Raw genomic sequence first — 22,333 nt, 5'->3', positions numbered from 1 at the left:
TCTGTATATGTCTAAGAGGCTCACCATTATTATCGGATTGTTCATGCGTTTGTTACACAAAAAAATCGACAGCAACTCGCTGTCGATTAAAGTGTATACGAATGTTCTTTGAAGTTACCGACGACCGAATCGATTTCGGAGACGGTGACGAACGCTTCTGAATCAATCTCGGAGACGATTTGACGCAGTTTTGGAATTTCGTTGTTCTGGACGACGACATACAACATCTTCTTCGAGTCGTTCGAGTAACCGCCGGTCGCGTCCATAATCGTGACGCCGCGTTTCAAGTTCTGCTTGATGACGAGGTTGATTTCATCGGCTTTCTTACAGATGATGAAACACTGCTTCTGCGCCGAGAAGAACCGGTGAATCGTCAACAACGTCCGCGACCGGACGAAACTCAGAACGAGCGCATACATGACCGCTTTAATGTCGAACGTGATGAACACGAGGATATAGACGATGATATCTTGTGTCAAAAAGATTTTCGGGAGTGATAAGTTCCGGTTGTTCGTATAAATGACTTTCCCGAGAATGTCGAGTCCTCCGGTCGAAGCGCCTGCGAACAACAGCAGGGCGAGCCCGAGGCCGGAAACGATCCCACTGAACACCGAGGCGACGAGCGGGTCATCGAGCGGTGTCGGCGGGATGAGCACGGGCAACGTGTCAATCAAGATGGATGATAAGACGACGACGAGGCCGGTCATGAGAATGAACCGTTTCCCCAGATATTTAATCCCGACGATGAAGAGCGGGATGTTCAAGACGAGTTGCGTGAATCCAATCGGCGTGTTGAACAGTTCATTGACGATCAACGTGATCCCGACGATACCCCCGGACCCGATTTCGTTTGGTTTGAGCAATAGACCGACAAAAATCGATTGTAGAATCGTTCCGGCGATGATGAACAAGGTCGTCTCGACGGCGATCCGTTTTCTAGTTTTTGCATACATAGATAATGGCTAGGCGCCATACGCCCCCTTTGAAATAAACTCATTCAAGCGTACTCCGACGATGTCGGAATTTCAAGCGTCGAATGATTACAATTCATTATGGAAGCGGTCGATATCACTTGCGAGCTGTTCATGAACGTAATCGATGACTTGAGCGTCATCGAATAAGCCGAGCGGAGCGTCATCCGGAATCGCATCGAATGGGGATACGAAGTAGAGGACGGCGGCGACGAGGGCGTGCTGTTTGTCTGGCTGCATCTCGAACTGGTCGTTATAGAGGGCGCGCAACATATTGAGCAACTGTTTCATTTGGAAGTAGAGCGTCAGTTCTTCTTCCCGTTCGATATTGCTAATCTCGCTTGACGCGACATCGACTGTCACTTTAGCGAGAGCGAGTTCACCTTGGACCAAGAGGTCACCCAATTTTTCTTTGTTGGTATAGTCCTCGGTCGCGCTTGTTAAAAAGTGTGTGTACGTCGTTTTCCAATCTGACATGTATATTCCTCCTTCTGTCTTCATCTACTAATATGCCCGTTTTTGCGATTTGGTTGCAACTTTTCCGAAAATTTAAGAAAATAGGAATAAGTGAAAAAGGAGGAACTGTACATATGTCTACTGTAACCATGCCGACCGAGGCAGAATTTGCCCGCTACGCTGAGCTTGCCGTCAAAAAAGGCGTCAACATTCAGCCGGGCCAACAGCTCGAAGTCCGAGCTGATATTAGCCAAGCAGCGCTCGTCCGTCAAATCGTGAAAGCAGCTTACGCGGCTGGCGCGAAACAAGTGTATGTCAACTGGAGTGACGAAGAGACGACGAAAGTCCGTTACTTCAACGCCCCGGCGGATGCCTTCAAAGAATACCCGGAATGGCTCAAGGCACGCTTTGAACAATTGGCCGAAGAGAAGACAGCCTTCCTATCAATCGTCAGCGACGACCCGGACGCACTGAACGGCGTTGAGTCATCACGCATCGCGGACTCGAATCGTGCTGCCGGCGTGGCACTTGCCAAATGGCGTAAATACGTCATGAGCGACAACGTCAGCTGGTCAATCGTCGCTGGCGCTTCGGAAGCGTGGGCGAAGAAAGTCTTCCCAGACCGTGAAGACGCTGTACCGGCCCTTTGGAAAGCGATTTTCGAAGCGACGCGAATGGACCAACCGGATGTCGTTGCGGCGTGGGATACGCACGACACATCGCTCCGTGAACGCGCGACATTACTCACGAATAAGAAGTATGCGAAGCTCCACTACAAGGCACCGGGCACGGAATTGACGATCGGCTTGCCGAAGAAGCACGTCTTCCTTGGCGGCGGCGGTCCGAACATCGACGGCGTCGATTTCATCGCCAACATGCCGACCGAAGAAGTGTTCACGCTCGCTGATAAAGATTCGGTCGAAGGACACGTCTCGAGCACGAAACCGCTCAGCTACAGCGGCAACTTGATTGATGGGTTCACGCTTTGGTTCGAAGGCGGGAAAGTCGTGAAGGCGGAAGCGAAACAAGGCCAACAGGCACTCGATGAGTTGTTGAACCTCGATGAAGGGGCGCGTCGTATCGGAGAAGTTGCGCTCGTGCCGGACGACTCACCAATCTCGAACTCGGGTCTCCTTTTCTATAACACGTTATTCGACGAGAACGCATCATGCCACTTGGCGCTCGGACGCGCCTACTCGACATGTCTCGAAGGCGGACCACAAATGTCAGCTGAAGAGCTCGCCGAGAACGGTGCGAACGACTCGATGACACACGTCGACTTCATGATTGGCTCGGCCGAGATGAACATCGACGGTGAACTCGAAGACGGTTCACGCGAAGCCATCATGCGTGACGGCAACTGGGTCATTTAATCAAGCAAGAGACGAATCCCTTCGTGGAATTCGTCTCTTTTTTATGTCAATTCATAGAGGAAGGCGAGGGCATTCGGTAGCCGACGCCGCCACGCGATTTCATTATGGACGGCACCGGGCTCGACTTCATAGCGGAAGGCAATCCCTGTTCGCGCGACAGTCTCGACGAGTTTCGCGTTCGTATAGAGGTAATCCTCGGGCGTGATCGGTCCGCTCGTCTCGTTCGTCCCGATGTCCATATAGAGGCGCGCCGTCACATCGGCCTGCTTCACATCCCGAATGAGGGAGTCGAGATTGGCCCAAGCGGCTGTCGAGAGCGAGCCGACGCGCCGGATGGACGGATAGGCCGTCATCATATAGAGCGAGATGACCCCGCCCATCGAGCTGCCCATCACGCCGACGTCGTCCGGGTCGGTCGCGTAGCGTTCATCAATCCACGGCTTCAACTCTTTCATGAGCCAGTCGGCGTAAGCCCGACCTCTCCCGCCGAGCGTGGGCCGTGTCTTGGCGAGTTCCGGCCCGATTCGGCGATATAGCATCTCATCCTCATAAAACGAATACTCATCGTAGCGGTCGAGCCAGTCCGGGGCACTCGCGATGGCGACGACCATGAGCGGCAATTGCAAGTCCTCGATGTGGCGGTCGATTGACCAACCTTCGCCGATCGTGGCGGTCTTGCCGTCGAACACGTTTTGACCGTCGTGCATATAGAGGACCGGGATTCGTTCGTCAGCCGACACGAAGTCGGGACGATAGACACGGACAATCCGCTTCCGGCCACGTATGGCCTCGGTCGGTAAGGTGAAGCTGAATTGGTCGAGCATATAAAGCGCTCCTTTCGCAGTCAACTGGTTTTAGTTTGCCGGGTGTGGACGAGAAATGCAATCGCGACACTTGACTACCTACCGTTCGTTAGGTAAAGTGATAATGAAGAAAGGGGTCGATGACGGATGAATACGAAACAACGAATCGAGCTGGCGGCACGGCGGCGCTTTGCGCTTGAAGGGTATGAAGGACTATCATTAGCGGCACTCGCCGAGGATGTTGGCATTAAGAAAGCGTCGCTATACGCCCATATCGAAGGAAAAGAGCAATTGTTCAAACAAGTCGTCGAGGACATGGCAAATCGTTACGATCGCGTCTGGCGAGAAGCGCGGGACGCCACTGAGGGCGCGGCACCGCTCGAACGGATCGAGGCCATCGTCGAGACGTTGATTCGCTTCTTTGAAGAAGAGGAGACATGGATGCTGACGAAGCGGATGTTGCTCGTCCCGCCTCCTGAATTGCGATTGTTCATCGAGACGACGCTCGGGTCGGTCGAGACGGACTTGCAAGCGTTTGAGAAAGAACAGTTTCGATTGGCGATGGAGCAAGGGGCGTTACCCGAACAGTCGCTCGAGGACGTTTACGATGCCTACTATTGTTTTCTCGACGGCGCGCTCATCTCACTCTTCACGCTCGAGACGAATCGCGTCAAGCGGCAACAGGCCGCATTCACCATCTATAAGAAAGGAGTCGGATGGACATGAAACAAGATCAAATGGCCTGGGTTTGGCTCATTCTAGCCGGCCTGCTTGAAATCGTCTGGGCCACGACGATGAAACTGTCGAACGGCTTCACGGTGCTCGGTCCGAGCACCGTGACCGTTCTCTTATTAGTTGTGAGCTTTGGGTTGTTGGCGATGTCGTTCCGGACGTTACCGGCCGGGACCGGTTATGCAGTGTTCACCGGCATCGGGGCCGTCGGAACGGTCATCGTCGGTGCAGTCTTGTTCGATGAGGCGCTGACCGGCATGAAGCTCGTCTTTATCGCGACGCTCCTCATCGGTGTGATTGGACTGAAACAAGTGACAGGAGGAGAATCGGCATGAGTTGGGTATTTTTGATTGGCGCGGGTCTTGCCGAGATGATGGCGGTCTTTTGGATGGGAAAATCGAAAGGCTATCAGATTGTTAAATGGTCGATCTTGTCCGTCGGAACGTTTGCCTTAAGTTTTTATTTGTTGTCGCGCTCGCTCGAGACGCTCCCGCTCGGGCTGGCATATTCGATTTGGGTCGGGATTGGGGCGGCCGGCGGCGTCGTGCTCGGCATGCTGTATTTGAACGAATCGCGGGACCGGTGGCGTATCTTCTTCTTATTGCTTATTATCGGGAGTGTCATCGGATTAAAAGTTGTCGCGTGATCAGGATTAGCTTCGAATAAAAACGGGAATTAAATAGTTCAGACTGTGAACGAAAGGGGCGGGGACGATGAGTCATATCAAACTGCAATCCGAGCGTCTACGACTCGAACCTTACACGATTGCTGATTTTTATTTCGTGAAATCGCTACTCCAAGATCCGCGCGTGATGCGTTTCATTAGCCCGGATGGAAAGCCATATACGGATGAACAGACGATCGAATGGTTCGAGCGCCAGTTGGCCCGCTATCAGACGGGTCGTCAAACCGGGTTGCTCAAATTGATGTCGCATGAAAATGACGAGCCAATCGGTCATGCCGGCACGTTGCTCCATGAACTCGACGGCACGATTGAACTTGAAGTCGGATATTGGTTGGCGCCGAAGCATTGGCATATGGGCTACGGACGCGAGGCAGCGGCTCGTCTCATGCGTCATGCGTTCGAAGAAGGTGAGAAAGAGATCATTTCCTTGATTCATCCGGATAACGTCCCATCGCAACGGGTCGCGAAAGCGAACGGACTGCATTGGGATCGGGATACCGAATATCAAGGCATGCTCGTCTCGGTATATGCCGGTGATTTAGAACGGTTGTGCCGCCATATGAAACGGGAAGAAATGACGCGTTAAAAAAAAGTAAAAAAAGTTTTAAAAAACAGTTGCCAAGGCATTAGTTTCTTGATATATTAATAGTGTCCTTAAGAGAGGACACGACCTGATTCTGTAGCTCAGCTGGGAGAGCGCTACCTTGACAGGGTAGAGGTCGCTGGTTCGAGCCCAGTCAGAATCACTTGGGTGCCAAACCCGATGCGAAACCCATAGGAACGTGGGTTTCCGCGACGCCACTTCTTGCGAGAAGTGGCTTTTTTTTTGTTTTTCTTTCAATTGACAGCCTACATAAACAGTTGGTATATTCCTCTCAATACATACAGAAACGGGGAATTATACGATGGTCTTAACCGGAACAATCGTCAACGCGGCGTTGATCGTGATTGGCACATTACTTGGACTCTTGTTTCACCGCATCCCCGAACGAATGAAAGAGACGGTCACCGCAGCCATCGGTCTCGCCGTCGTCTTGCTTGGCGTTCAAATGGGGATGAAAAGTGAGAACTTTTTAATCGTCATCGGCAGTCTCGTCATCGGGGCTGCACTCGGCGAATGGTGGAAGCTCGATGAGAAGTTGAACGAGGTCGGCTATCAATTGGAACGCCGCCTCGGGGGCAAGAGTAAGTCAAGTATCGCCGAAGGCTTCATCACGGCGACGCTCATCTTCGTCATTGGTGCGATGGCTGTCATCGGCGCGCTCGACAGCGGATTGCGCGGGGATCATGACGTCCTCTATACGAAAGGATTGATTGACGGTTTCACGGCACTCGTCCTCAGCTCGACGCTCGGCATCGGGGTCATGTTCTCGGCCGTCCCGGTACTCTTATACCAAGGAGCAATCGCCTTGCTCGCCATTCAAATCATGAAGTTCATCCCGGAGTCGCTCATGGATGACTTTATTTTAGAGATGACGGCGACCGGTGGTGTCATGATTGTCGCGATTGGGTTGAACTTGGTCGGCATCACGCGGATTCGTGTCGCGAACTTATTGCCGGGAATCTTGATGGTCGCGGTCATCGTCTCGATTTTACATATCGTCCAATAAAAAAATCCGAGAGACGCGATGCGTTTCTCGGATTTTTTCAATTCTTCGGTTGTTCGACTTCTTCTCTCGCACTTTCGCGAAGGGCAGAAGCCATGACGTCTGCTAAATCGCGCGAGCGGAGCACACCGACACCGCGGTCGGTCGGACCGTCTGGCGCGGCCACGTCCGCAATCAAGTCGTTCGTCGGCCGTGTCTCGTGAAGCAACAGTTCAGCCGATCCTTTCATCGCCTGGGCGACGATTTGGCGCGCCGTCGCTTCATCGAAACCGGCATCGGTCAAGACGGGCGTCATCGAACCGACGATTTCATAAAAGAAAGCGGGGCTGCATCCGGCGGCAGCCATGAAGGCGGACATCTTCTTCGCATCCGTCACGGCCGTCCGTCCGACGCGTTCAAACAGCGCCGTCGCGGTCTCACGGACCGTATCATCGGTCTCTGGGCCGAACCAGAGTCCGGTCATCCCGCTCCGATAAGCGACTGGGGTATTCGGCATCGCGCAGACGGCAGGGAGACCTGACGCCTCTTCAATCTCGCTCGGTTCGATATGAGCTGCTACGGAGACGAGGAGCGGTGTGCTCCACGTTTTAGATTGCACGTAAGGAATGACCCCGTCCGGTTGCATCGCGAGGACGACGATGTCATACGCGTTGACATCTTCCTCGTCGACGATTTGCACGCCGAGCTCGGCCTGTAACGCTGTCAAACGGGTCCGGTCACTCCGGTTCGTCATCGTGATTTGTTCAGGCGACACACCAGAGGCAAGCCATCCGCGTACGAGTGACTCACTCATCGATCCTGCACCTACCATTAAAATATTCATTCTCGTCACCTCTTCATATAGATTCGGTCGTATATATACATGTTGCTTATCATAACAAATGACGCAACAAATAGCGCCCATCGTGCTCAAATTGTAAAACAAAGGAAAAAAAGATGAGCGGTTTGTCATTTGATTGTCGCATGCGCCATAGATGACAAGCTGGCCCGGGCAAGCTATTATGGCAGTAATCAAACTGGAGGCGATGAGAGTGAAACGAGTGTTAGTGCGGGGGATTCAAGGGTATCAACGGTTCATCTCGCCGTTGAAACCGCCGACTTGCCGTTTTTATCCGACGTGTTCGCACTATGGAATCGAGGCGATTGAAAAGCATGGTGCCCTTAAAGGTGGGTATTTGACGACTCGCCGCTTAATGCGGTGCCAACCGTTCCATTCGGGCGGACTCGACTACGTGCCGGATGAATTTGATTGGCGCGCCCCTTTACAACGTGAAAAACCCCCTTCTCAGCGAGACGTCTAATCGGCGGCTCGCTGTTTTAGATACAGCTTAAAAATCAAATCGTTGTTTTATTACAATACTTTTGACAATCTTCTAAGTATTCTGAAAAAATAGAGGTGTACGATTACATAAGGGGAAGGGGAATTCAATATGAGTCAATCGTTCAGTGAACTCATCGGTACGATTTCGAACTTTGTGTGGGGACCACCGTTATTGATTTTGCTTGTGGGGACAGGCATCTACTTGACGGTACGGCTCGGGGGACTTCAAGTCACGAAGTTGCCGTACGCATTGAAGCTCGCGTTTTCTAAAAATCAAGACAAAACATCGAAAGGGGATATCAGTCACTTCCAAGCGCTCATGACGGCGCTCGCAGCAACCGTCGGTACGGGGAATATCGTCGGGGTTGCGACCGCGGTCGTGCTCGGTGGACCGGGGGCGATCGTCTGGATGTGGGTATCCGGATTTTTCGGTATGGCGACGAAATACGCCGAAGCCGTGCTCGCCGTTAAATATCGGGTGACCGATGAACGCGGACAAATGGCCGGGGGGCCGATGTATTACTTAGAACGTGGCTTGAAGCAACGTTGGCTCGCCGTCGCATTCGCAGGATTCGCCTCGCTCGCGGCATTTGGGATTGGGAACGGGGTGCAGACGAACTCGGTCGCGATGGCGCTCAAGACGACCTTTGACGTGCCGTTGTATGTCTCTGGTATCTTGATTATGATTTTCACAGGCGCGGTCATCTTGGGCGGTGTCAAATCAATCGGTCGCGTCGTCAGTTACTTCGTACCAGTCATGATCGTCTTTTATCTCGGCAGCGGATTGTTGATTATGGTGATGAACTACACGCTCATTCCGGATGCCATCGCCCTCATCTTCAGCAGCACGTTCAGTGCCGAAGCAATCGGTGGCGGAGCCATCGGGGCCGCCATTCGTTACGGTGTGGCGCGCGGCGTCTTCTCGAACGAGGCAGGTCTCGGTTCGGCGCCGATTGCCGCAGCGGCTGCTAAAACGGATATGCCGGGACGTCAGGCGCTCGTCTCGATGACGCAAGTGTTTCTCGATACGCTCATCGTCTGTTCTGTCACGGGAATCACGCTCGTCATGGGCGGTCAAATCGGTTCGGGCCTCGAGGGGGTCGAATTGACGACGGCGACGTTCGAGCAATTCCTTGGACCGGCCGGCGGTTATATCGTGACGATTGGACTGGTCATGTTCGCCTACTCGACGGTGCTCGGGTGGTCATACTACGGGGAACGGTCGATTCATTACTTGTTCGGTCAAAAATCGATTCTTCCTTATCGGATTGCGTTCGTTCTCGTTGCCGGTCTCGGTGCGATGACGACGAACCTCAACTTGGTTTGGGCGCTCTCGGACGTGTTCAACGGTTTGATGGCCATCCCGAACTTGATTGGCTTACTGTTCTTGTCGGGTGTCGTCATTGCTGAAACGAAGCGATTCAATCAACAGCTCGAACTCGAAAATCGAAATCGAAAAGCTTCTTAAACCAATACGCCACCATCCTTACGGGGACGGTGGCGTATTGCGTTTGCGAACCTCTTCGAGCCGTGCTTGTTGAAGATGGTCGAACACTTTCGTGATGAAACCGACCATGATGCCGACACCCGTGATGACATAGCCGATCGTGAACACTTTGCCGATATCGGTCGTCGGGACAAAATCCCCATAGCCGATTGTCGTGAGTGTGACGATACTGAAATACAGGGCATCGAGCCAACGCATGTCTTCGAAGCGTGAGTAGAACAGTGTCCCGGAGAGGATGGTCAGGAAGGCTAGACTGAACAAGACTTGAAACTCCGCATCCTTCAAGCCACGCCAAATCCCGCGGAACATGCGCCGGAACGTCAAGATGAAAGATAGCATTTCATTTCCTCCTTTCCCTATAGGTTTGTTCGCTAGCAACAGGGGAACATCCTTTATAGCAAAACTGGAGAGGATGATCATGATGACACGACTGATTCCAAAAGAAGAAGGGCTCGATCATAGCCTGGCGTTCCTACGGGAAGGATATTTATACGTCCCGAACCGTCGGAAGAGCTTTCAATCCACTCTGTTTGAAACACGCTTGCTCGGCGAACGCGTCATCTGTCTCGGAGGCGGCGAGGCGGCAGCCTTGTTTTATGACGCGGACAAGTTCGTGCGCAAAGATGCGGCACCGAAACGGTTGCTGAAAACACTATTCGGTGAGGATGGTGTGCAGACGTTAGACGGCTCGGCCCATACACATCGCAAACAGATGTTCATGGCGCTCATGTTCCCACAAAATATCAAGCGGTTAACGAAGCTGGTCAGCCGGGAGTGGGAACGGGCGCTCGACGCGGCAGCTGACGAGACGGTGCTCTATGACACGGCGCAAGAAGTTCTCATGCGGGCCGTCTGTGAATGGGCCGGGGTCCCGCTCCATGAAAGCGAAGTAGCGCGTCGGACGGACGAGATGAAATTGTTATTTGAATCTGGGACTGCCCTCGGACCAAAACATGTTCGGGGGCGAGCGGCCCGCTCCTCGGCCGAGGCGTGGGTGCGTGGCATGGTCGAAGAAGTGCGGACGAACCGGCTTCTCCCAAACGAACAAACGGCGTTATACGAATTTTCTTGGCATCGGGATGAAGCGGGTCATCTGCTTCCGGCCGACGTCGTTGCTGTCGAAGTAATCAATATATTGCGCCCGACCGTGGCTGTCTCGATTTATGTGTTGTTCACTGTATTGGCGCTCCACCAATTTCCGGAAGCGCGGGACCGATTGGCGCGTGGTGAGACCGAACCGACATGGTTCGTCCAAGAAGTGAGACGCTTTTATCCATTTTTCCCCGTGACCGCTGCGAGGGTCAAGCAAGATTTCGAGTGGAACGGATTTACGTTCGAAGAAGGGACGCTCGTCTTGCTCGATTTATATGGGACGAATCATGACCCTTCCTTGTGGACGGAACCGGATACATTCAACCCCGATCGGTTCAAAGACTGGACGGAAAGTCCGTTCACGTTCATTCCGCAAGGCGGCGGGGATGTCGATTTCGGACACCGCTGTGCGGGGGAGCACGTGACGATTGCAATCATGCGCGAGACGATCGACGTGTTCCTAACACGTTACCGTTACGAGGTGCCTCCGCAAGACCTCAGTTATAGCTTTGTCGACTTTCCGAGTTTACCGAAGAGCCGTTTCGTGCTGAATCAAATTCGAAAGAACAAATAAATGAGTCGCCCGCGGGCGACTCATTTCGTGTGTAACGCTAGCCGTTTTGTAATCGGTTGAATCGTGATATTCGTATCGACCATTCGATTATCACGTTTCGGTTCATCAGTCTGTTCGATTTGCCACGACGTATCATGTGACTCTTTGAGCGCCATCGCGATGTCATACAGAGAGTGACTCGAATTGCCGTTCAATTGGTACAGCCCGGGCCCTCGCTTCGTCAAAATCTCGAACAAGGCATCGGCCGTGTCTTCCAAAAACGAGCAAGACGGGTACCAGTGAGCGCTCGCGACGATGACGCCATGTCGTTTCATCTCGTTCTCGAAATAATCCATCATGTTATTCGAACCGGCACGATGCCCGATTTGCCAACCGAGCCGTACGATTTGGGCACCAGGATTGGTCCGGGCAATCGTCTCTTCGCAGGCCCGCTTATAGGCCCCGTATTCATCGGTCGCGTCAGGAGGCATGTCCGGTGTGATTGGCCCTGTCACGTTGTCAGAGAACACCGAGACGGTGCTCGTGAAGAGAAATGGAATCTTATATTCTCCGCATAGCCGAGCTAGCGTGTCGGCCCATTCGACGGCACCCATCCCGATATGAAGAAAGTAGTTCGGACGCACCGATTCGATGAAACGTCGCATCTCGGCCTCATCTGTGGTCGATACTTTCGTTCGGTCCCAGGCCACGGGCTCGATGCCATGCCGCGTTAACGTCTCGGCGACGACAGGGGCGACGGTCCCGTTCATACCTGTTAAAATTGCTTTCATCATGCATTCCTCCCTTTTGTTTCTATCATCCCACACTTCATGAACTGACAAACCCTTTGTGGACAGCTTTATGCTAGACTGTTGAGTGGAGGCGATAATGATGAATATTCGAAAAGCGACACCGGACGATCAGTTGCAGATTGCACCGCTCGTCTATACGGCGATTCATGAAATCGCCTATTCATTGACCGGCACATCCGATCAAGAGCACATGCTCGTTCGACTCGCGATGTGGATTGGTCAGCCTGGCAACCGCTTGAGCTACGAGAACATATGGGTGGCCGAATCCGATGCGACGATTGCAGGCATCCTGATTGCGTATCATGGCGAGCAGGCGGCAATGCTCGATGAACCGATTAAAGCTTGGCTCCGGACAAACGGTCAGTCTGACGAGTTGGATGTCGAAACGGAAGGCGACGTCCTGTATATCGACTCGGTCGCCGTCGACGCGACGTTCGGCGGACGCGGGATTGGGACGGGCTTGATTCAACAGGCGATTGCTCATGCGCGTGCCATGAACATTCCTCGCGTCACGCTCAACGTCGATCAGACGAACCCGGCAGCAGGTCGATTGTATGAACGTCTCGGCTTTATGAAAGAGAAAGAGATTGAGATATCCGGGGGACGGTTCGATTATATGACGTTTACGGTAAGCGAGAACGCCTGAACACGTCACGAAACCGATGCAAACCGATCTGGACTCGGCTATACTATATGCTTGATCACATTGAGAGAGAAAAAGGAGATTGTGTATGGAGTGGAAGAATATGTTGCGCGGCATCGCGATGGGAACGAGTGATTTGATTCCTGGCGTCAGCGGCGGGACGATTGCAGTCATTTTAGGAATTTATGACCGTTTGATTGAAGCAATCAGTGGTATCTTCAGTCGGCATTGGAAACAGCACTTGTTGTTCTTGATTCCGCTCGGGATTGGAATGGCAGGGGCGATTTTAGGACTCAGCCGCGTGATTGAGTTCCTCTTGCTCGAATATTATGAACCGACCCAGTTCTTTTTCATCGGATTGATTCTCGGGATTATCCCGATGCTCTTCTTTGAATTTCGAACGAGAGCCATTATGCGACCGGTGCATATCGTCGCGATGGTCATCGGAGCGATTCTTGTGGCCAGCATGGCAATCATCAAACCAGCAGATACGGCGATCATCACGGAACTCTCGACAGGGACGACGATTCTCTTGTTCTTCTCAGGATGGCTCGGCAGTATGGCGATGTTGTTGCCGGGAATCAGTGGCTCATTCGTATTGCTTTTGATCGGGGTGTATCCGACCGTCATCAGCGCGTTGTCGAACTTGAACTTGCTCATTATCGGCATCGTCGGTCTTGGAGTGGCCGTCGGTTTTATCGTCAGCAGTAAAGTGATTCGCTATTTGCTCGGTCATTTTCCGGGCATGACGTTTTCGGTCATCATCGGGTTGGTCATCGGCTCGCTTGCGGTCGTGTTCCCAGGTCTGCCGGACACGACAATCATGTGGATACTCAGTATCTTCTCGTTCTTCGCTGGATTCATCATCGTCCGTCTACTTGGACGTTTCTCCGTTTAACCAAACATGCACGCCCGTCAATGAAGACGAGCGTGCATGTTTTTTGCTTAATAAATGAACGGGATCAAGCGTTTACGTGACTTGGCCCACGTCTGATACGTCACACCGAAGTGAGACGTCAACATCTTCTCCTCGATATGGATGCGCCATAAGAGAGCGAGACTCATCAAACATGTACCGACGAGAGCAATCGTCCAAGGTGCGAAAAAGAGTGAAAATCCGAACGTGATAAATAAGAGCCCTGTGTAGAGGGGGTGGCGTAAATAACGATACGGTCCCGAACTGACGAGCTCATCCGCGGGCCGGACGACGACGTGGCGGGTGAACTGATGGCGCAATTGTCGGATGCCCCAATAGCGAAGTGAGACACCGGCGATGAACCCGCTCAGGCCGAGCAGGCGTTGCAGTGTGGCCTGACGTGTATCGGTCCAAACAGAAAGTCCGATCGAGATAGCGAATACGGTAACCATCATCAATGAGACGATATAAAAACTGGCGTGCTCACTGGCACCATCGGTCGGTTCGGACCGGTTTCGGTATCGCCAAATTTCATATAGCCAAGCGACCGAGGTGAGAACAAATAATCCATCGAGCCAATCCATAACGTGCCTCCTTTTTCAATACCTTCGATGTATTACCCGTGTCTTCCTCCTCACTAACGTGCAGGAGACGAAAAAACGTCTCGCGATGTGCGGGACGTCAAGAAAGCCTAACGGGCATTGGCAAGCAAAGTTGCGGCGGCCTGCTGGGCAGGGGGCGCTTCTTTTAGCTCATCTTTAATCAAATGGTAAGTGAGACACATCGGTTTTTCGGTCCGGGGGTCACGCCCGATGATGGCATCGATATGGAACACTTGTCTGAGCACGAGCGGACAAATGACTTCCTCAGCCGAACCGGTCGCGAGCACCTCGCCGTCTTTCATCGCAACGATATGATCGGCAAAGCGAGCGGCCTGGTTCAAATCGTGGAGCACCATGACGATGGTCCGCCCTTGCTCTCGATTGAGCGTTTCGAGCAGTTCGAGCACTTCGAGCTGATGGGCCAAATCAAGGTAAGTCGTCGGTTCATCCAAGAAGATTAAATCGGTCTCTTGGGCGAGTGCCATCGCAATCCACACGCGTTGACGTTGTCCCCCAGACAGGGCGTCGACGCTGCGGTCTTTATAAGCGAGCGTCCCGGTCACATCGAGTGCCCAATCGATGACTTCATGGTCATGTTTCGAGAGGCGTCCAAATCCGGACTGATAAGGGAATCGACCGTAGGAGACGAGTTCGCCGACGGTCAAGCCGCCGGCACCTTCCGGCGTTTGCGGCAAGATGGCCATTTTACGGGCAATCTCTTTCGTATTACATTTCGCGATGTCGGCCCCGTCTAAATGCACAGCGCCAGCAGATGGAGAAAGAATCCGTGTCATCGCTTTTAAGAGCGTCGATTTTCCACAACCGTTCGGTCCGATAATCGTCGTGATTTTATGGTCGGGAATCGACAAGCTCAATTGTTTTACAATCGTCTTGTCCCCATATCCGACCTCGATATCCGTCGTATGTATCCGTGACATGATGGATTCCCCCTTTCCGTAAATGACGCCCGTGATAATGATTCTCAATATCGAGTTTACTATAGCAAGTGCGACACATCGTGTCAATGTTTGTTTGATGTCAAAATAGATTGTCGAGCGGTCTAATTCGCGGTATAGTGAATGAGAATGAGAATCAATGGCGCAGGAGTTTTGAGGAAGGGTGAGGACGATGAGCGAACAGGACCTATATGATGTAACGATTATTGGAGGCGGACCGGCCGGGCTATATGCGACGTTTTACAGCGGATTGCGGGGGATGAAAACGAAGTTGATTGAGTTTCAACCGCATCTCGGCGGGAAAATCCATGTCTATCCAGAGAAGATGATTTGGGACGTCGGGGGTGTCACGCCGACGACCGGGGCTCGACTCATCGAACAACTGGTAGAACAAGGCTTGACGTTCGACCCGACCGTCGTGCTCGGAGAAAAGGTCGAATCGATGACGAAAGATCACGATGGCCATTTCGTATTGGATACGACGCACGGGCAACATCGATCGAAAACGGTCATTGTCGCGACAGGAAGTGGTATCCTGCAACCGCAGAAAATTGATATTAGCGGAGCGGAGCGCTTCGAGGTCTCCAACTTACACTATACGGTCAAATCGCTCATGGCGTTCAAAGGGAAGACGGTGTTGATTTCGGGTGGCGGCAACAGTGCGATTGATTGGGCCAACGAGCTTGAACCGATTGCCGAGCGTGTCATTTTGACGTATCGAAAAGAGGCGCTTAAAGGACATGAGTCGCAAGTCGATAAGCTCCTCTGTGGACGTGTCGACTGTCGATTGCATACGCAAATCGAGGATTTGATTTCCCGGGACGGGACGACGATTCATGCCGTCGCTCTCGTCGATTGCGGAACAGGCGCCCGCGAGGTTGTGGAAGTGGACGAGGTCGTCATCAATCATGGGTATGAGCAGGATACAGCGCTTCTCGGGGAATGTGAGCTTCAAGTCGAGATGGTGAACGATTTTTACGTGAAAGGCAATGCGAGCAGTGAGTCGTCGGTGCCAGGTCTATACGCAGCGGGCGACATTTTGACGCATGAAGGGAAAGTCCATCTGATTGCGGGTGCTTTCCAAGATGCGGCCAACGCTGTCAACCGAGCGAAAACGTTCATCGATCCGGACGCGACGAAAACCGCAATGGTATCATCCCATAACGAACGATTGAAAACGAAGAACCGGGATATCATCGAACAGGCATTACAAAAGCAGTGAGGGGAGCCCTCACTGCTTTATTGTTGGATAATCACATAGTTCGACGATGACGCCTCCGGAATGACGGGGGTCCATATAGATGAGGCGCCGGCCTTTGGCCGTCGTCCGCAACGTGTCCTCTAAAAAAGTTACACCGTCACGTTTAAGTGACTCGATTGACTCGTCCAAATCCTCGACGCGATAGGCGATATGGTGAACACCTTTACCACGCGCTTTCATGAAGCGAGCGATTGGGCTGGTCGGACTCGTCGGCAATAACAGTTCAATTACGTCGTCACCCACGTGGATGACGGCAATCTCCGTCTCGACGCCGATGGCTGTGTTCGTATAACGGTCGACCAACTTTCCTTGTAGAACGGTCGTGTAAAATGTGATCGCCTCGTCTAAGTCACGGACGGCGATTCCGGTATGGTCAATGTGCATGGTTGTTCCCTCCTCTCGCTCTAGTTTGACGAAACTTGAACAAATTGTCACTTCACAACGTTTTGTCGGAATCCGATATACTAAAAGAGGGAGGGACGGCGAAATGAACGGTAAGATCACTCTTGGATTGGTCAGCGCGTTCGCGCTGGTGTCATTTGTGTTTGGACTCTCACTTGCGACGTTTGTCGACTATCGGATCAATGAAGAGCAAGTCGTTCTGGAACGCTTGACGACCCATAAAAAAATTGGCCCATCTGAACTTCTATCCACAGAAGTGGACTTTCACTTGAACGGTTCGAACTACGCCCTGCGGTTTACAGACGAGCCCCACATCACGTACTGGTTCAGTGTGACGGATCGTGAAATTCAGTTCGACCGGATTGAATCGTTGGACCGACGTGATACGGGTCTTCGGACCGATCTCTTTGAAAAGATGCCACCGCTCGCGATGGATTCGACAAACGCTGCCGAATAAAAACACGAAACGAACGAGTCTGATTGACGGACCGCGGACGTTTCGTGTTTTTTTATTAATCGGTTCGCGCTGGGGTCAAGTACTTCAATAATGTATAAGTGGATGATGGCGTTGGACGGGCACCTTGCTCGTATAAAGCGTGTAGGACGTGTGTCTGCATCGAAGTGGCAGTGACACTCATCAATTCTGTCTTTTTAAATTTATCATAGTATGATTGCTGAAAAAATGAGATGCCTTCTTGAGTAAATTCTTTTTGGCCAACGATATGCAACTCGTGGAGGTACAATTGACCTTGCTTAATCTCGCCATACATCGTACCGACCACGGTGCCTTTCCATTTTAACGAATAAAAGATTGTTTGCCTTCGATGGAGCATATCAAGTGCCCGAGTCGTAAGAGGCACGGCTCCAGGCAAGAGCCAGAAATATTGATTTCGTTTTCGTAACCAATCTCCATGCGTCTCCGGATACTCTATACAAAATTGCCATTGGTCAAAAGTTGTTTTTGTGTACGGAACGAAAGGGAACTCAAACGACGTCGCCTCGAGGTGGGGAAGAAATCCAATGTCCTTGAAACCATTCAACAAATTGCCTGGTGCGTCAGTTGGGAGAGTTACCGAAACCGTTGTGTTGTGACGAACCTCTAATCGAAGTTGGAACAGGACCTGATCGATTAAACCGCTTAACATCATGCGATTTTTGCAAGTGGTGTCGCTCAAGCGAATCAAATGCGAGGTTTTGAAATCCTTGCAGTCAACTGTGACAGCGGCGACTGGCTTGTTACGAAACCATCCAGTATAGTGGTAGCAGTCGGCAGGCAGACAGAAAAGATGTGGAAGTTGACCTGCTGGATAGAGAGAGTGGAGCATGGACCGTTCATGGGGCTTGAGTTGTCGGCTTTCTTTGACGATAAAGGTGTGCTTCATGAAAGCAACCTACTTTCTACATTTATTGGAACACCCTTAAATTGTAAGCGTTACCACTTTAAAATGCTCGTATTAAAATGATGAACATTATTTGGTTAAAATAGGGATGAATTTAAGGCATTTTCCTGAGAGTCCCGTTTAAAAAGAACAGGAGAATGGCTTCAGAAATAGGTTTGTATCAAACTGAATCGAAAAAAACAAAACCAGATCTTTTTAAACGGAAATGGGTGTGAGAATTATTTAACTGGGGGGGGAACGAAGAAAACCGTGTCATGACTTTGAAATCGACATGCTATAATTGATGTAAAGAAACGAACCGAGGAGACGACTATGCGATATTTGACAGGCTTGTGGTTGATAGTAGTGCTGTTGGCGGGGACGCCGCTCGTGGCTCAAGCGGATACAGAAGAACCGATTGTGGTCCACGAGAATGTCATCGTCGACGAGGCGGTAGAACTATATGAGGGGTTTCGCTCCCCGAATGAGATGGTCTTTATTTTTGTGCTGATCGTGTTACTGTCCGTCATCGGTCTTGGAATCATTAATGCCATCGAATAACGTGAAAACGTTCACAAAAATGCAATATCTAAAACGGAAGCGGTTTCAAATCTGATTTATACTAAACGTGTAGGAAGGAAGTTCTGCACCAACTTCCCCTCCTTTTCAGATGAACACCCCTCGTTCATATCATGTATTGGAGTCAACCGACGATGTCGATTGACTCCCTTTTTTTCGTATGCAGCATGAGGTTACAACTGGATGCGCTTTTCTTTGGCGAGACGACGCAATCGTTTCGTTTCATTCGTATGTCCATGACTTTCAAGCATATTGACATACACTTTGAACGGTTCAGAACGATGCGAGAAGAACGGGATATATTCGGCGAACAATTTTTGTTCGGCCTCAGATAACAAGCCGCGTTCGACGAGCAATTCTAGCTCGAGCATTTTTAAAGCTTGATAATCGGCGAGCGCATTATCGTCTGTCTGGGCTTTCGCTAACGTACGGTCGCACAACGTGGTGAGGCGTTCGTGGAGCAAGTTCCATTCAGCTATACTATACGATTGCTCGAGGAGGGTCGAGAGCAAATCGACCCGGGTGGAATCGACATCTTTTGGGACGTGGAGCGCGGTATACAAAGACCGATCGATCCAAACGGCAGGGGCGGGGGCGTCGAGTTGATAATATTGAATCAGTTGGGATAACATCGTGGTTTGAGACAATTTTAATAGTCGAAACGGGTCACTTGTCGTGAATAGAGGTTCTTCTCCCGCTGAAGACGACAGCAACAAAAACATTTCTTCATACATCGTCCGAGCCTCGGGCTCATCGTCAGCGTAATGGACGAGGTCGCGAATAATCTTTTTAGCGTGAATGTACCAGTTTTTTTGATCCCGTTCGCTCATCACTTGATTGGGTACTAAATATAAATGGTCATATGCCAATTCGACAAAGCGCTCAGCGAGGATGATGGTCTGTGAGAGCGAATGACGTTCGTCTGACGACTTTTGTTCTTTATAGCGCGTGAACTGGCTGACCATAAAGTCGATGTCTTTCTCTTCAATCACGGTTTTTGGGATGTTGCGATACATCTCGACAATTACATCGCGAAGCGTGGCTTCACCGTATTGTTCCAGCAACATCCGTAACTTCCCGATACGCATTAGCTCTCCCTCCTTTCGAGAGGACGTCGAACAATCTATCCATCCACAGATGGGCAGACACCAATTATTATTCCTTTCCCGGTTTCGATTCAAAACAACCCTTCCGTCTCATGCTTAAGACGGATTTTTGCGCTAACCGTTGTCAGAATAGCGTTTGTCGATGATAATGTAGAAAAATCTAACCATACTAGAGGTACAGCATATGAATGACGATCAACACTTATCACGTGTCGAACGACGGAAACGGGAGCTTGAACGCGAACGATTAACCGAACAAGCCCGGCTAGACGAACAAGCTCGACTAGATGAAGAGGCTCGACACGGGACGCCCCAGCACCAAGGGCATGTAGAAGACAAGTTTAACAATGATTCGAATCGACCGACAGATACAGGGCAGGGCGAGCATCCGTTTTTAAATCGTTCGGAGGAAACGCCGTCGGAACGCAAGAAGAAATCGCTCAACGTCAAAAAACCGAAACTAAGTCTTCCCTTCGGTAAGAAGCGTAAGTCGAAGCCGCGCCGAGATGAACGACGTGAGCCTAGACAGAAAACACGAGAGCCGGAACGGACGCACGCCAAACGGGAGACGGCCGCTCCGAAGGAAAAACCACGCCGTCGCAAATGGAAAGGGAAATTGCTTCTCGTCCTGTTGCTCTTGATGATTGGGGCCGGCTATATGGCGACACGTCCGGTCACGTTTTTAGTCATGGGCAGTGATGCCCGGGTCGGAGAATCGTTATCAGGATCACGGACCGACTCGTTACAGCTGATGGAATTCGTGCCGCGTTCCCGCACTGTCCAAAACGTCTCGATTCCACGTGACACGTATACGGCGATTCCTTGTGAACCAGAGCGAGAAGGCGATAAAATCACCCATGCCTTCGCCTATGGCGGTGCTGACTGTACCGTTGGAGCGGTAGAGGGATTGACCGAAGCGTCTGTCGACGGTCAAGTCGTCATCACGTTCGAAACGTTCATGGAACTGATTGATTTGGTTGGCGGCGTCAACGTGACGGCGACCCACTCGTTCAGTGAGAAAGGCTTCAATCAGACGTATGAATACACGGAAGGTGTCTCGTACGCCATGGATGGAGATATGGCGCTCGCCTATGCTCGTCATCGGAAAACAGATACGGATGGGGCGCGATCGAATCGACAGACCGAGGTCATGTCAGCCGTCGCCGATAAATTGGCCAGTCCAACAGGCTGGACAAAAATCCCGGCAACGTATCGCTTTATGAAAGACGAGATGGGGCTTGAGATGAACCCGTTGCAAATGGCTTCAATCGGAATGACGATGGTGCTACAACCACAGGTGGACAAACTTCAAATCGAAGGGGAAGACGCCTACATCGATAACGTCTATTACTATCAACCGACCGAAGCGAGTGTTCAAGCCGTTCGCGATGCCCTCGACTTAACGATGTGGGGAACTGTTAGATAATTTTGCGAAAAGGGTTTGATTCCATCCCGAAAGAGGAAATTTAATCAAATGAACTACTCTTTTGAGGAGGGAAATTTGAATGAAAGTTTTAGTCATTGGAGCAACAGGAAAGATCGGTAGACGTGTATTGAAAAGTTTAGCGAAAACGCATCAAGTGACCGCTTTAATTCGTTATCCTGAACTACAGGCAGAGTATGAAAAAATGGGTGCGCGTGTGCTCACCGTCGACGTCGAGAAAGAATTGGATAAAGGGATACACGAGGCGACTTCCGGACAGGATGCCGTCATCATCGCAGCAACGGCTGGGGCAGAAGGTTCGAGCAAAGAAATCGAACTGCTGGACCGCAACGTCGCCATGAAAGCTATCGATGCTGCGAAAAAAGAACGGGTCCGCCACGTCGTTTTGCTCAGCGCTTACGGCGCCGATCAACCAGACGCTGCACCAAAAGAACATTTCAACTTCTTGTCTGCTAACAATGCGGCTGACGAGTATATCGAACATAGCGGTTTGAACTACACGATCATTTGCCCAGTGACAATCGTAGATGGTCCAGGGAAAGGCTCGATTGAGGCATCAGAAGATTTGAGTGATGCGAGTGACGCAACGATTTCTGAAACGGACGTCGCGACTATCATCGCCGCCTCGCTCGATAATCGAGGCTTGTACGGACGTCGGATTGAAGTCAAATCAGGCAGTACACCAATCAACGATGCGCTCGATTTCGACAGTCGTGGAGAAGTGGCGACAGGTGGCAGAACGACGCTCCGTCGACCACAGCGTTAACGAAAAACTGGAGGAGAAGGTGTCTTGATGGAACGAAAACTGTATAAAGATCCGTCGAATCAAATGATTGCTGGTGTTTGTTCGGGACTCGGGAACTACTTAGGTGTCGATGTGACATTGATGCGAATCATCTTCGTCGTTCTCGCCCTATTTGGAGGTCCAGGTCTTCTGATTTATATCGTCCTCGCCATCGTCATGAAAAAACCGCCTTCAGAGTATGAGGCGGAGCAAGACAGTCGCTTTTAACAAAACGTGCTGACCATAGCGGTCAGCACGTTTTTCAGTGTGCCCGGCATGGGCGTAATCTATAGGGTGCAAGTCCCGAACTGTGAAGGCAGAAGTAATAGTTAGCCAAGCGCAAGGGTGT

General features: G+C 51.3%; 28 protein-coding genes and 1 tRNA gene. 18 read left to right on the top strand and 11 right to left on the bottom strand.

The genetic code is table 11. From position 1 onward, the window contains the following. Positions 1 to 86 precede the first annotated feature (86 nt). Together KNP82_RS12530 and KNP82_RS12525 are read right to left on the bottom strand one after the other, a co-directional pair. Positions 87 to 953 carry a YitT family protein gene (locus KNP82_RS12530; protein WP_021065252.1) on the bottom strand — a complete coding sequence of 289 codons (867 nt, stop codon included), beginning with the start codon at positions 951 to 953 and terminating at the stop codon, positions 87 to 89. 87 nt (positions 954 to 1,040) lie between these two features. Further along, positions 1,041 to 1,448 (bottom strand): YkvA family protein, encoded by a 408-nt coding sequence (locus tag KNP82_RS12525; RefSeq protein ID WP_021065253.1) that lies wholly within the window; start codon positions 1,446 to 1,448, stop codon positions 1,041 to 1,043. 113 nt (positions 1,449 to 1,561) lie between these two features. On the opposite strand from KNP82_RS12525, the gene KNP82_RS12520 reads away from it, so the two are divergent. Beyond that, positions 1,562 to 2,800, top strand: coding sequence for an aminopeptidase (locus tag KNP82_RS12520; protein ID WP_214828202.1), 1,239 nt, complete (start codon positions 1,562 to 1,564; stop codon positions 2,798 to 2,800). Positions 2,801 to 2,841: 41 nt separating this feature from the next. Here the strand turns inward: KNP82_RS12520 and KNP82_RS12515 are convergent, their stop codons facing one another. After that, positions 2,842 to 3,624, bottom strand: coding sequence for an alpha/beta hydrolase (locus KNP82_RS12515; protein ID WP_029596078.1), 783 nt, complete (start codon positions 3,622 to 3,624; stop codon positions 2,842 to 2,844). A 126-nt stretch (positions 3,625 to 3,750) separates the two neighbouring features. Here KNP82_RS12515 and KNP82_RS12510 point away from each other — a divergent pair, with 126 nt between their 5' ends. The 6 genes from KNP82_RS12510 (at position 3,751) to KNP82_RS12485 (ending at position 6,630) form a co-directional block, all read left to right on the top strand. Beyond that, entirely contained in the window at positions 3,751 to 4,329 is a 579-nt protein-coding gene (locus KNP82_RS12510; RefSeq protein ID WP_214828200.1) for a TetR/AcrR family transcriptional regulator, read from the top strand. 11 nt (positions 4,330 to 4,340) lie between these two features. Beyond that, on the top strand, positions 4,341 to 4,670 hold the full coding sequence (locus tag KNP82_RS12505; RefSeq protein WP_214756710.1) for a DMT family transporter: 330 nt from the start codon (positions 4,341 to 4,343) through the stop codon (positions 4,668 to 4,670). Continuing rightward, the gene (locus tag KNP82_RS12500; RefSeq protein WP_021065258.1) at positions 4,667 to 4,981 is read left to right on the top strand and encodes a DMT family transporter; all 315 of its coding nucleotides are present in this window, start codon (positions 4,667 to 4,669) and stop codon (positions 4,979 to 4,981) included. Before KNP82_RS12505 ends, KNP82_RS12500 begins: the two co-directional genes overlap by 4 nt. Positions 4,982 to 5,048: 67 nt before the next feature. Beyond that, the gene (locus tag KNP82_RS12495) at positions 5,049 to 5,606 is read left to right on the top strand and encodes a GNAT family N-acetyltransferase (protein WP_029596076.1); all 558 of its coding nucleotides are present in this window, start codon (positions 5,049 to 5,051) and stop codon (positions 5,604 to 5,606) included. An 87-nt stretch (positions 5,607 to 5,693) separates the two neighbouring features. After that, positions 5,694 to 5,766 (top strand) — tRNA-Val (locus tag KNP82_RS12490). Positions 5,767 to 5,925: 159 nt separating this feature from the next. Further along, positions 5,926 to 6,630, top strand: coding sequence for a DUF554 domain-containing protein (locus KNP82_RS12485; RefSeq protein ID WP_021065260.1), 705 nt, complete (start codon positions 5,926 to 5,928; stop codon positions 6,628 to 6,630). 37 nt (positions 6,631 to 6,667) lie between these two features. Here KNP82_RS12485 and KNP82_RS12480 read toward each other — a convergent pair whose 3' ends face one another. Then, positions 6,668 to 7,450 (bottom strand): pyrroline-5-carboxylate reductase family protein, encoded by a 783-nt coding sequence (locus KNP82_RS12480; protein WP_214756692.1) that lies wholly within the window; start codon positions 7,448 to 7,450, stop codon positions 6,668 to 6,670. A gap of 202 nt (positions 7,451 to 7,652) precedes the next feature. Here KNP82_RS12480 and yidD point away from each other — a divergent pair, with 202 nt between their 5' ends. Together yidD and KNP82_RS12470 are read left to right on the top strand one after the other, a co-directional pair. Then, positions 7,653 to 7,928 (top strand): membrane protein insertion efficiency factor YidD, encoded by a 276-nt coding sequence (yidD, locus tag KNP82_RS12475; protein ID WP_082665786.1) that lies wholly within the window; start codon positions 7,653 to 7,655, stop codon positions 7,926 to 7,928. A gap of 129 nt (positions 7,929 to 8,057) precedes the next feature. After that, positions 8,058 to 9,416 (top strand): alanine/glycine:cation symporter family protein, encoded by a 1,359-nt coding sequence (locus tag KNP82_RS12470; RefSeq protein ID WP_021065263.1) that lies wholly within the window; start codon positions 8,058 to 8,060, stop codon positions 9,414 to 9,416. Positions 9,417 to 9,434: 18 nt separating this feature from the next. Here KNP82_RS12470 and KNP82_RS12465 read toward each other — a convergent pair whose 3' ends face one another. Continuing rightward, the gene (locus KNP82_RS12465) at positions 9,435 to 9,794 is read right to left on the bottom strand and encodes a potassium channel family protein (RefSeq protein WP_131472430.1); all 360 of its coding nucleotides are present in this window, start codon (positions 9,792 to 9,794) and stop codon (positions 9,435 to 9,437) included. Positions 9,795 to 9,873: 79 nt separating this feature from the next. Between KNP82_RS12465 and cypC the strand changes: the two genes are divergently transcribed. Continuing rightward, positions 9,874 to 11,121, top strand: a complete 1,248-nt coding sequence (gene cypC / locus KNP82_RS12460) for a CYP152 family fatty-acid peroxygenase CypC (protein ID WP_353048278.1) — start codon at positions 9,874 to 9,876, stop codon at positions 11,119 to 11,121. 20 nt (positions 11,122 to 11,141) lie between these two features. Here cypC and KNP82_RS12455 read toward each other — a convergent pair whose 3' ends face one another. Further along, a complete protein-coding gene (locus tag KNP82_RS12455; RefSeq protein WP_029596072.1) occupies positions 11,142 to 11,891 on the bottom strand; it encodes a sugar nucleotide-binding protein in 750 nt (249 codons plus the stop codon). A 100-nt stretch (positions 11,892 to 11,991) separates the two neighbouring features. On the opposite strand from KNP82_RS12455, the gene KNP82_RS12450 reads away from it, so the two are divergent. Beyond that, the gene (locus tag KNP82_RS12450) at positions 11,992 to 12,558 is read left to right on the top strand and encodes a GNAT family N-acetyltransferase (protein WP_242679030.1); all 567 of its coding nucleotides are present in this window, start codon (positions 11,992 to 11,994) and stop codon (positions 12,556 to 12,558) included. Between the two features lie 85 nt (positions 12,559 to 12,643). After that, on the top strand, positions 12,644 to 13,453 hold the full coding sequence (locus KNP82_RS12445) for a DUF368 domain-containing protein (protein ID WP_058765707.1): 810 nt from the start codon (positions 12,644 to 12,646) through the stop codon (positions 13,451 to 13,453). Positions 13,454 to 13,500: 47 nt separating this feature from the next. Here the strand turns inward: KNP82_RS12445 and KNP82_RS12440 are convergent, their stop codons facing one another. Next, positions 13,501 to 14,055 (bottom strand): methyltransferase family protein, encoded by a 555-nt coding sequence (locus KNP82_RS12440; RefSeq protein WP_021065269.1) that lies wholly within the window; start codon positions 14,053 to 14,055, stop codon positions 13,501 to 13,503. Between the two features lie 107 nt (positions 14,056 to 14,162). Beyond that, the gene (locus tag KNP82_RS12435; protein WP_051627751.1) at positions 14,163 to 15,011 is read right to left on the bottom strand and encodes an ABC transporter ATP-binding protein; all 849 of its coding nucleotides are present in this window, start codon (positions 15,009 to 15,011) and stop codon (positions 14,163 to 14,165) included. Positions 15,012 to 15,201: 190 nt separating this feature from the next. Here KNP82_RS12435 and KNP82_RS12430 point away from each other — a divergent pair, with 190 nt between their 5' ends. Further along, a complete protein-coding gene (locus KNP82_RS12430; protein ID WP_021065271.1) occupies positions 15,202 to 16,251 on the top strand; it encodes an NAD(P)/FAD-dependent oxidoreductase in 1,050 nt (349 codons plus the stop codon). 9 nt (positions 16,252 to 16,260) lie between these two features. On the opposite strand, the gene KNP82_RS12425 is transcribed toward KNP82_RS12430, so the two are convergent. Then, positions 16,261 to 16,674 (bottom strand): VOC family protein, encoded by a 414-nt coding sequence (locus KNP82_RS12425; RefSeq protein WP_131472437.1) that lies wholly within the window; start codon positions 16,672 to 16,674, stop codon positions 16,261 to 16,263. Positions 16,675 to 16,777: 103 nt separating this feature from the next. On the opposite strand from KNP82_RS12425, the gene KNP82_RS12420 reads away from it, so the two are divergent. Continuing rightward, entirely contained in the window at positions 16,778 to 17,149 is a 372-nt protein-coding gene (locus tag KNP82_RS12420) for a hypothetical protein (RefSeq protein ID WP_021065273.1), read from the top strand. Between the two features lie 55 nt (positions 17,150 to 17,204). On the opposite strand, the gene KNP82_RS12415 is transcribed toward KNP82_RS12420, so the two are convergent. Continuing rightward, positions 17,205 to 18,074: a hypothetical protein gene (locus KNP82_RS12415; RefSeq protein ID WP_131472439.1), complete on the bottom strand. Its 870-nt coding sequence runs from the start codon at positions 18,072 to 18,074 to the stop codon at positions 17,205 to 17,207. 330 nt (positions 18,075 to 18,404) lie between these two features. On the opposite strand from KNP82_RS12415, the gene KNP82_RS12410 reads away from it, so the two are divergent. Further along, entirely contained in the window at positions 18,405 to 18,632 is a 228-nt protein-coding gene (locus KNP82_RS12410; protein ID WP_021065275.1) for a hypothetical protein, read from the top strand. Positions 18,633 to 18,823: 191 nt separating this feature from the next. Here the strand turns inward: KNP82_RS12410 and KNP82_RS12405 are convergent, their stop codons facing one another. Then, positions 18,824 to 19,738 carry a hypothetical protein gene (locus KNP82_RS12405; RefSeq protein ID WP_021065276.1) on the bottom strand — a complete coding sequence of 305 codons (915 nt, stop codon included), beginning with the start codon at positions 19,736 to 19,738 and terminating at the stop codon, positions 18,824 to 18,826. Positions 19,739 to 19,940: 202 nt separating this feature from the next. Here KNP82_RS12405 and KNP82_RS12400 point away from each other — a divergent pair, with 202 nt between their 5' ends. The 3 genes from KNP82_RS12400 to KNP82_RS12390 all read left to right on the top strand — a co-directional run bounded on the left by KNP82_RS12400 (position 19,941) and on the right by KNP82_RS12390 (position 22,212). Further along, positions 19,941 to 21,182, top strand: a complete 1,242-nt coding sequence (locus KNP82_RS12400; RefSeq protein WP_214828197.1) for an LCP family protein — start codon at positions 19,941 to 19,943, stop codon at positions 21,180 to 21,182. Between the two features lie 79 nt (positions 21,183 to 21,261). Next, the gene (locus tag KNP82_RS12395; RefSeq protein WP_021065278.1) at positions 21,262 to 21,966 is read left to right on the top strand and encodes an NAD(P)H-binding protein; all 705 of its coding nucleotides are present in this window, start codon (positions 21,262 to 21,264) and stop codon (positions 21,964 to 21,966) included. 27 nt (positions 21,967 to 21,993) lie between these two features. Further along, a complete protein-coding gene (locus tag KNP82_RS12390; protein WP_021065279.1) occupies positions 21,994 to 22,212 on the top strand; it encodes a PspC domain-containing protein in 219 nt (72 codons plus the stop codon). Positions 22,213 to 22,333 lie beyond the last annotated feature (121 nt).

This window comes from Exiguobacterium sp. s26 (assembly GCF_018618235.1).
In the GTDB taxonomy this organism is placed as follows: Bacteria; Bacillota; Bacilli; order Exiguobacteriales; family Exiguobacteriaceae; genus Exiguobacterium; species Exiguobacterium chiriqhucha.
The sequence above is the reverse complement of the archived record's forward strand: the minus strand, read 5'-3'. Positions and strand labels throughout refer to the sequence as shown.

What these genes read in the sequence shown, in the direction of transcription:
- cypC (WP_353048278.1), top strand. Translation starts at nt 9,874, where the DNA reads ATGATGACACGACTGATTCCAAAAGAAGAAGGGCTCGATCATAGCCTG.
- KNP82_RS12430 (WP_021065271.1), top strand. Translation starts at nt 15,202, where the DNA reads ATGAGCGAACAGGACCTATATGATGTAACGATTATTGGAGGCGGACCG.
- KNP82_RS12435 (WP_051627751.1), bottom strand. Translation starts at nt 15,011, where the DNA reads ATGTCACGGATACATACGACGGATATCGAGGTCGGATATGGGGACAAG.
- KNP82_RS12520 (WP_214828202.1), top strand. Translation starts at nt 1,562, where the DNA reads ATGTCTACTGTAACCATGCCGACCGAGGCAGAATTTGCCCGCTACGCT.
- KNP82_RS12470 (WP_021065263.1), top strand. Translation starts at nt 8,058, where the DNA reads ATGAGTCAATCGTTCAGTGAACTCATCGGTACGATTTCGAACTTTGTG.
- KNP82_RS12500 (WP_021065258.1), top strand. Translation starts at nt 4,667, where the DNA reads ATGAGTTGGGTATTTTTGATTGGCGCGGGTCTTGCCGAGATGATGGCG.
- KNP82_RS12450 (WP_242679030.1), top strand. Translation starts at nt 11,992, where the DNA reads ATGAATATTCGAAAAGCGACACCGGACGATCAGTTGCAGATTGCACCG.
- KNP82_RS12480 (WP_214756692.1), bottom strand. Translation starts at nt 7,450, where the DNA reads ATGAATATTTTAATGGTAGGTGCAGGATCGATGAGTGAGTCACTCGTA.
- KNP82_RS12425 (WP_131472437.1), bottom strand. Translation starts at nt 16,674, where the DNA reads ATGCACATTGACCATACCGGAATCGCCGTCCGTGACTTAGACGAGGCG.
- KNP82_RS12395 (WP_021065278.1), top strand. Translation starts at nt 21,262, where the DNA reads ATGAAAGTTTTAGTCATTGGAGCAACAGGAAAGATCGGTAGACGTGTA.
- KNP82_RS12415 (WP_131472439.1), bottom strand. Translation starts at nt 18,074, where the DNA reads ATGAAGCACACCTTTATCGTCAAAGAAAGCCGACAACTCAAGCCCCAT.
- KNP82_RS12530 (WP_021065252.1), bottom strand. Translation starts at nt 953, where the DNA reads ATGTATGCAAAAACTAGAAAACGGATCGCCGTCGAGACGACCTTGTTC.
- KNP82_RS12440 (WP_021065269.1), bottom strand. Translation starts at nt 14,055, where the DNA reads ATGGATTGGCTCGATGGATTATTTGTTCTCACCTCGGTCGCTTGGCTA.
- KNP82_RS12420 (WP_021065273.1), top strand. Translation starts at nt 16,778, where the DNA reads ATGAACGGTAAGATCACTCTTGGATTGGTCAGCGCGTTCGCGCTGGTG.
- KNP82_RS12510 (WP_214828200.1), top strand. Translation starts at nt 3,751, where the DNA reads ATGAATACGAAACAACGAATCGAGCTGGCGGCACGGCGGCGCTTTGCG.
- KNP82_RS12410 (WP_021065275.1), top strand. Translation starts at nt 18,405, where the DNA reads ATGCGATATTTGACAGGCTTGTGGTTGATAGTAGTGCTGTTGGCGGGG.
- KNP82_RS12505 (WP_214756710.1), top strand. Translation starts at nt 4,341, where the DNA reads ATGGCCTGGGTTTGGCTCATTCTAGCCGGCCTGCTTGAAATCGTCTGG.
- KNP82_RS12495 (WP_029596076.1), top strand. Translation starts at nt 5,049, where the DNA reads ATGAGTCATATCAAACTGCAATCCGAGCGTCTACGACTCGAACCTTAC.
- KNP82_RS12525 (WP_021065253.1), bottom strand. Translation starts at nt 1,448, where the DNA reads ATGTCAGATTGGAAAACGACGTACACACACTTTTTAACAAGCGCGACC.
- KNP82_RS12465 (WP_131472430.1), bottom strand. Translation starts at nt 9,794, where the DNA reads ATGCTATCTTTCATCTTGACGTTCCGGCGCATGTTCCGCGGGATTTGG.
- KNP82_RS12455 (WP_029596072.1), bottom strand. Translation starts at nt 11,891, where the DNA reads ATGAAAGCAATTTTAACAGGTATGAACGGGACCGTCGCCCCTGTCGTC.
- yidD (WP_082665786.1), top strand. Translation starts at nt 7,653, where the DNA reads ATGAGAGTGAAACGAGTGTTAGTGCGGGGGATTCAAGGGTATCAACGG.
- KNP82_RS12485 (WP_021065260.1), top strand. Translation starts at nt 5,926, where the DNA reads ATGGTCTTAACCGGAACAATCGTCAACGCGGCGTTGATCGTGATTGGC.
- KNP82_RS12445 (WP_058765707.1), top strand. Translation starts at nt 12,644, where the DNA reads ATGGAGTGGAAGAATATGTTGCGCGGCATCGCGATGGGAACGAGTGAT.
- KNP82_RS12400 (WP_214828197.1), top strand. Translation starts at nt 19,941, where the DNA reads ATGAATGACGATCAACACTTATCACGTGTCGAACGACGGAAACGGGAG.
- KNP82_RS12515 (WP_029596078.1), bottom strand. Translation starts at nt 3,624, where the DNA reads ATGCTCGACCAATTCAGCTTCACCTTACCGACCGAGGCCATACGTGGC.
- KNP82_RS12390 (WP_021065279.1), top strand. Translation starts at nt 21,994, where the DNA reads ATGGAACGAAAACTGTATAAAGATCCGTCGAATCAAATGATTGCTGGT.
- KNP82_RS12405 (WP_021065276.1), bottom strand. Translation starts at nt 19,738, where the DNA reads ATGCGTATCGGGAAGTTACGGATGTTGCTGGAACAATACGGTGAAGCC.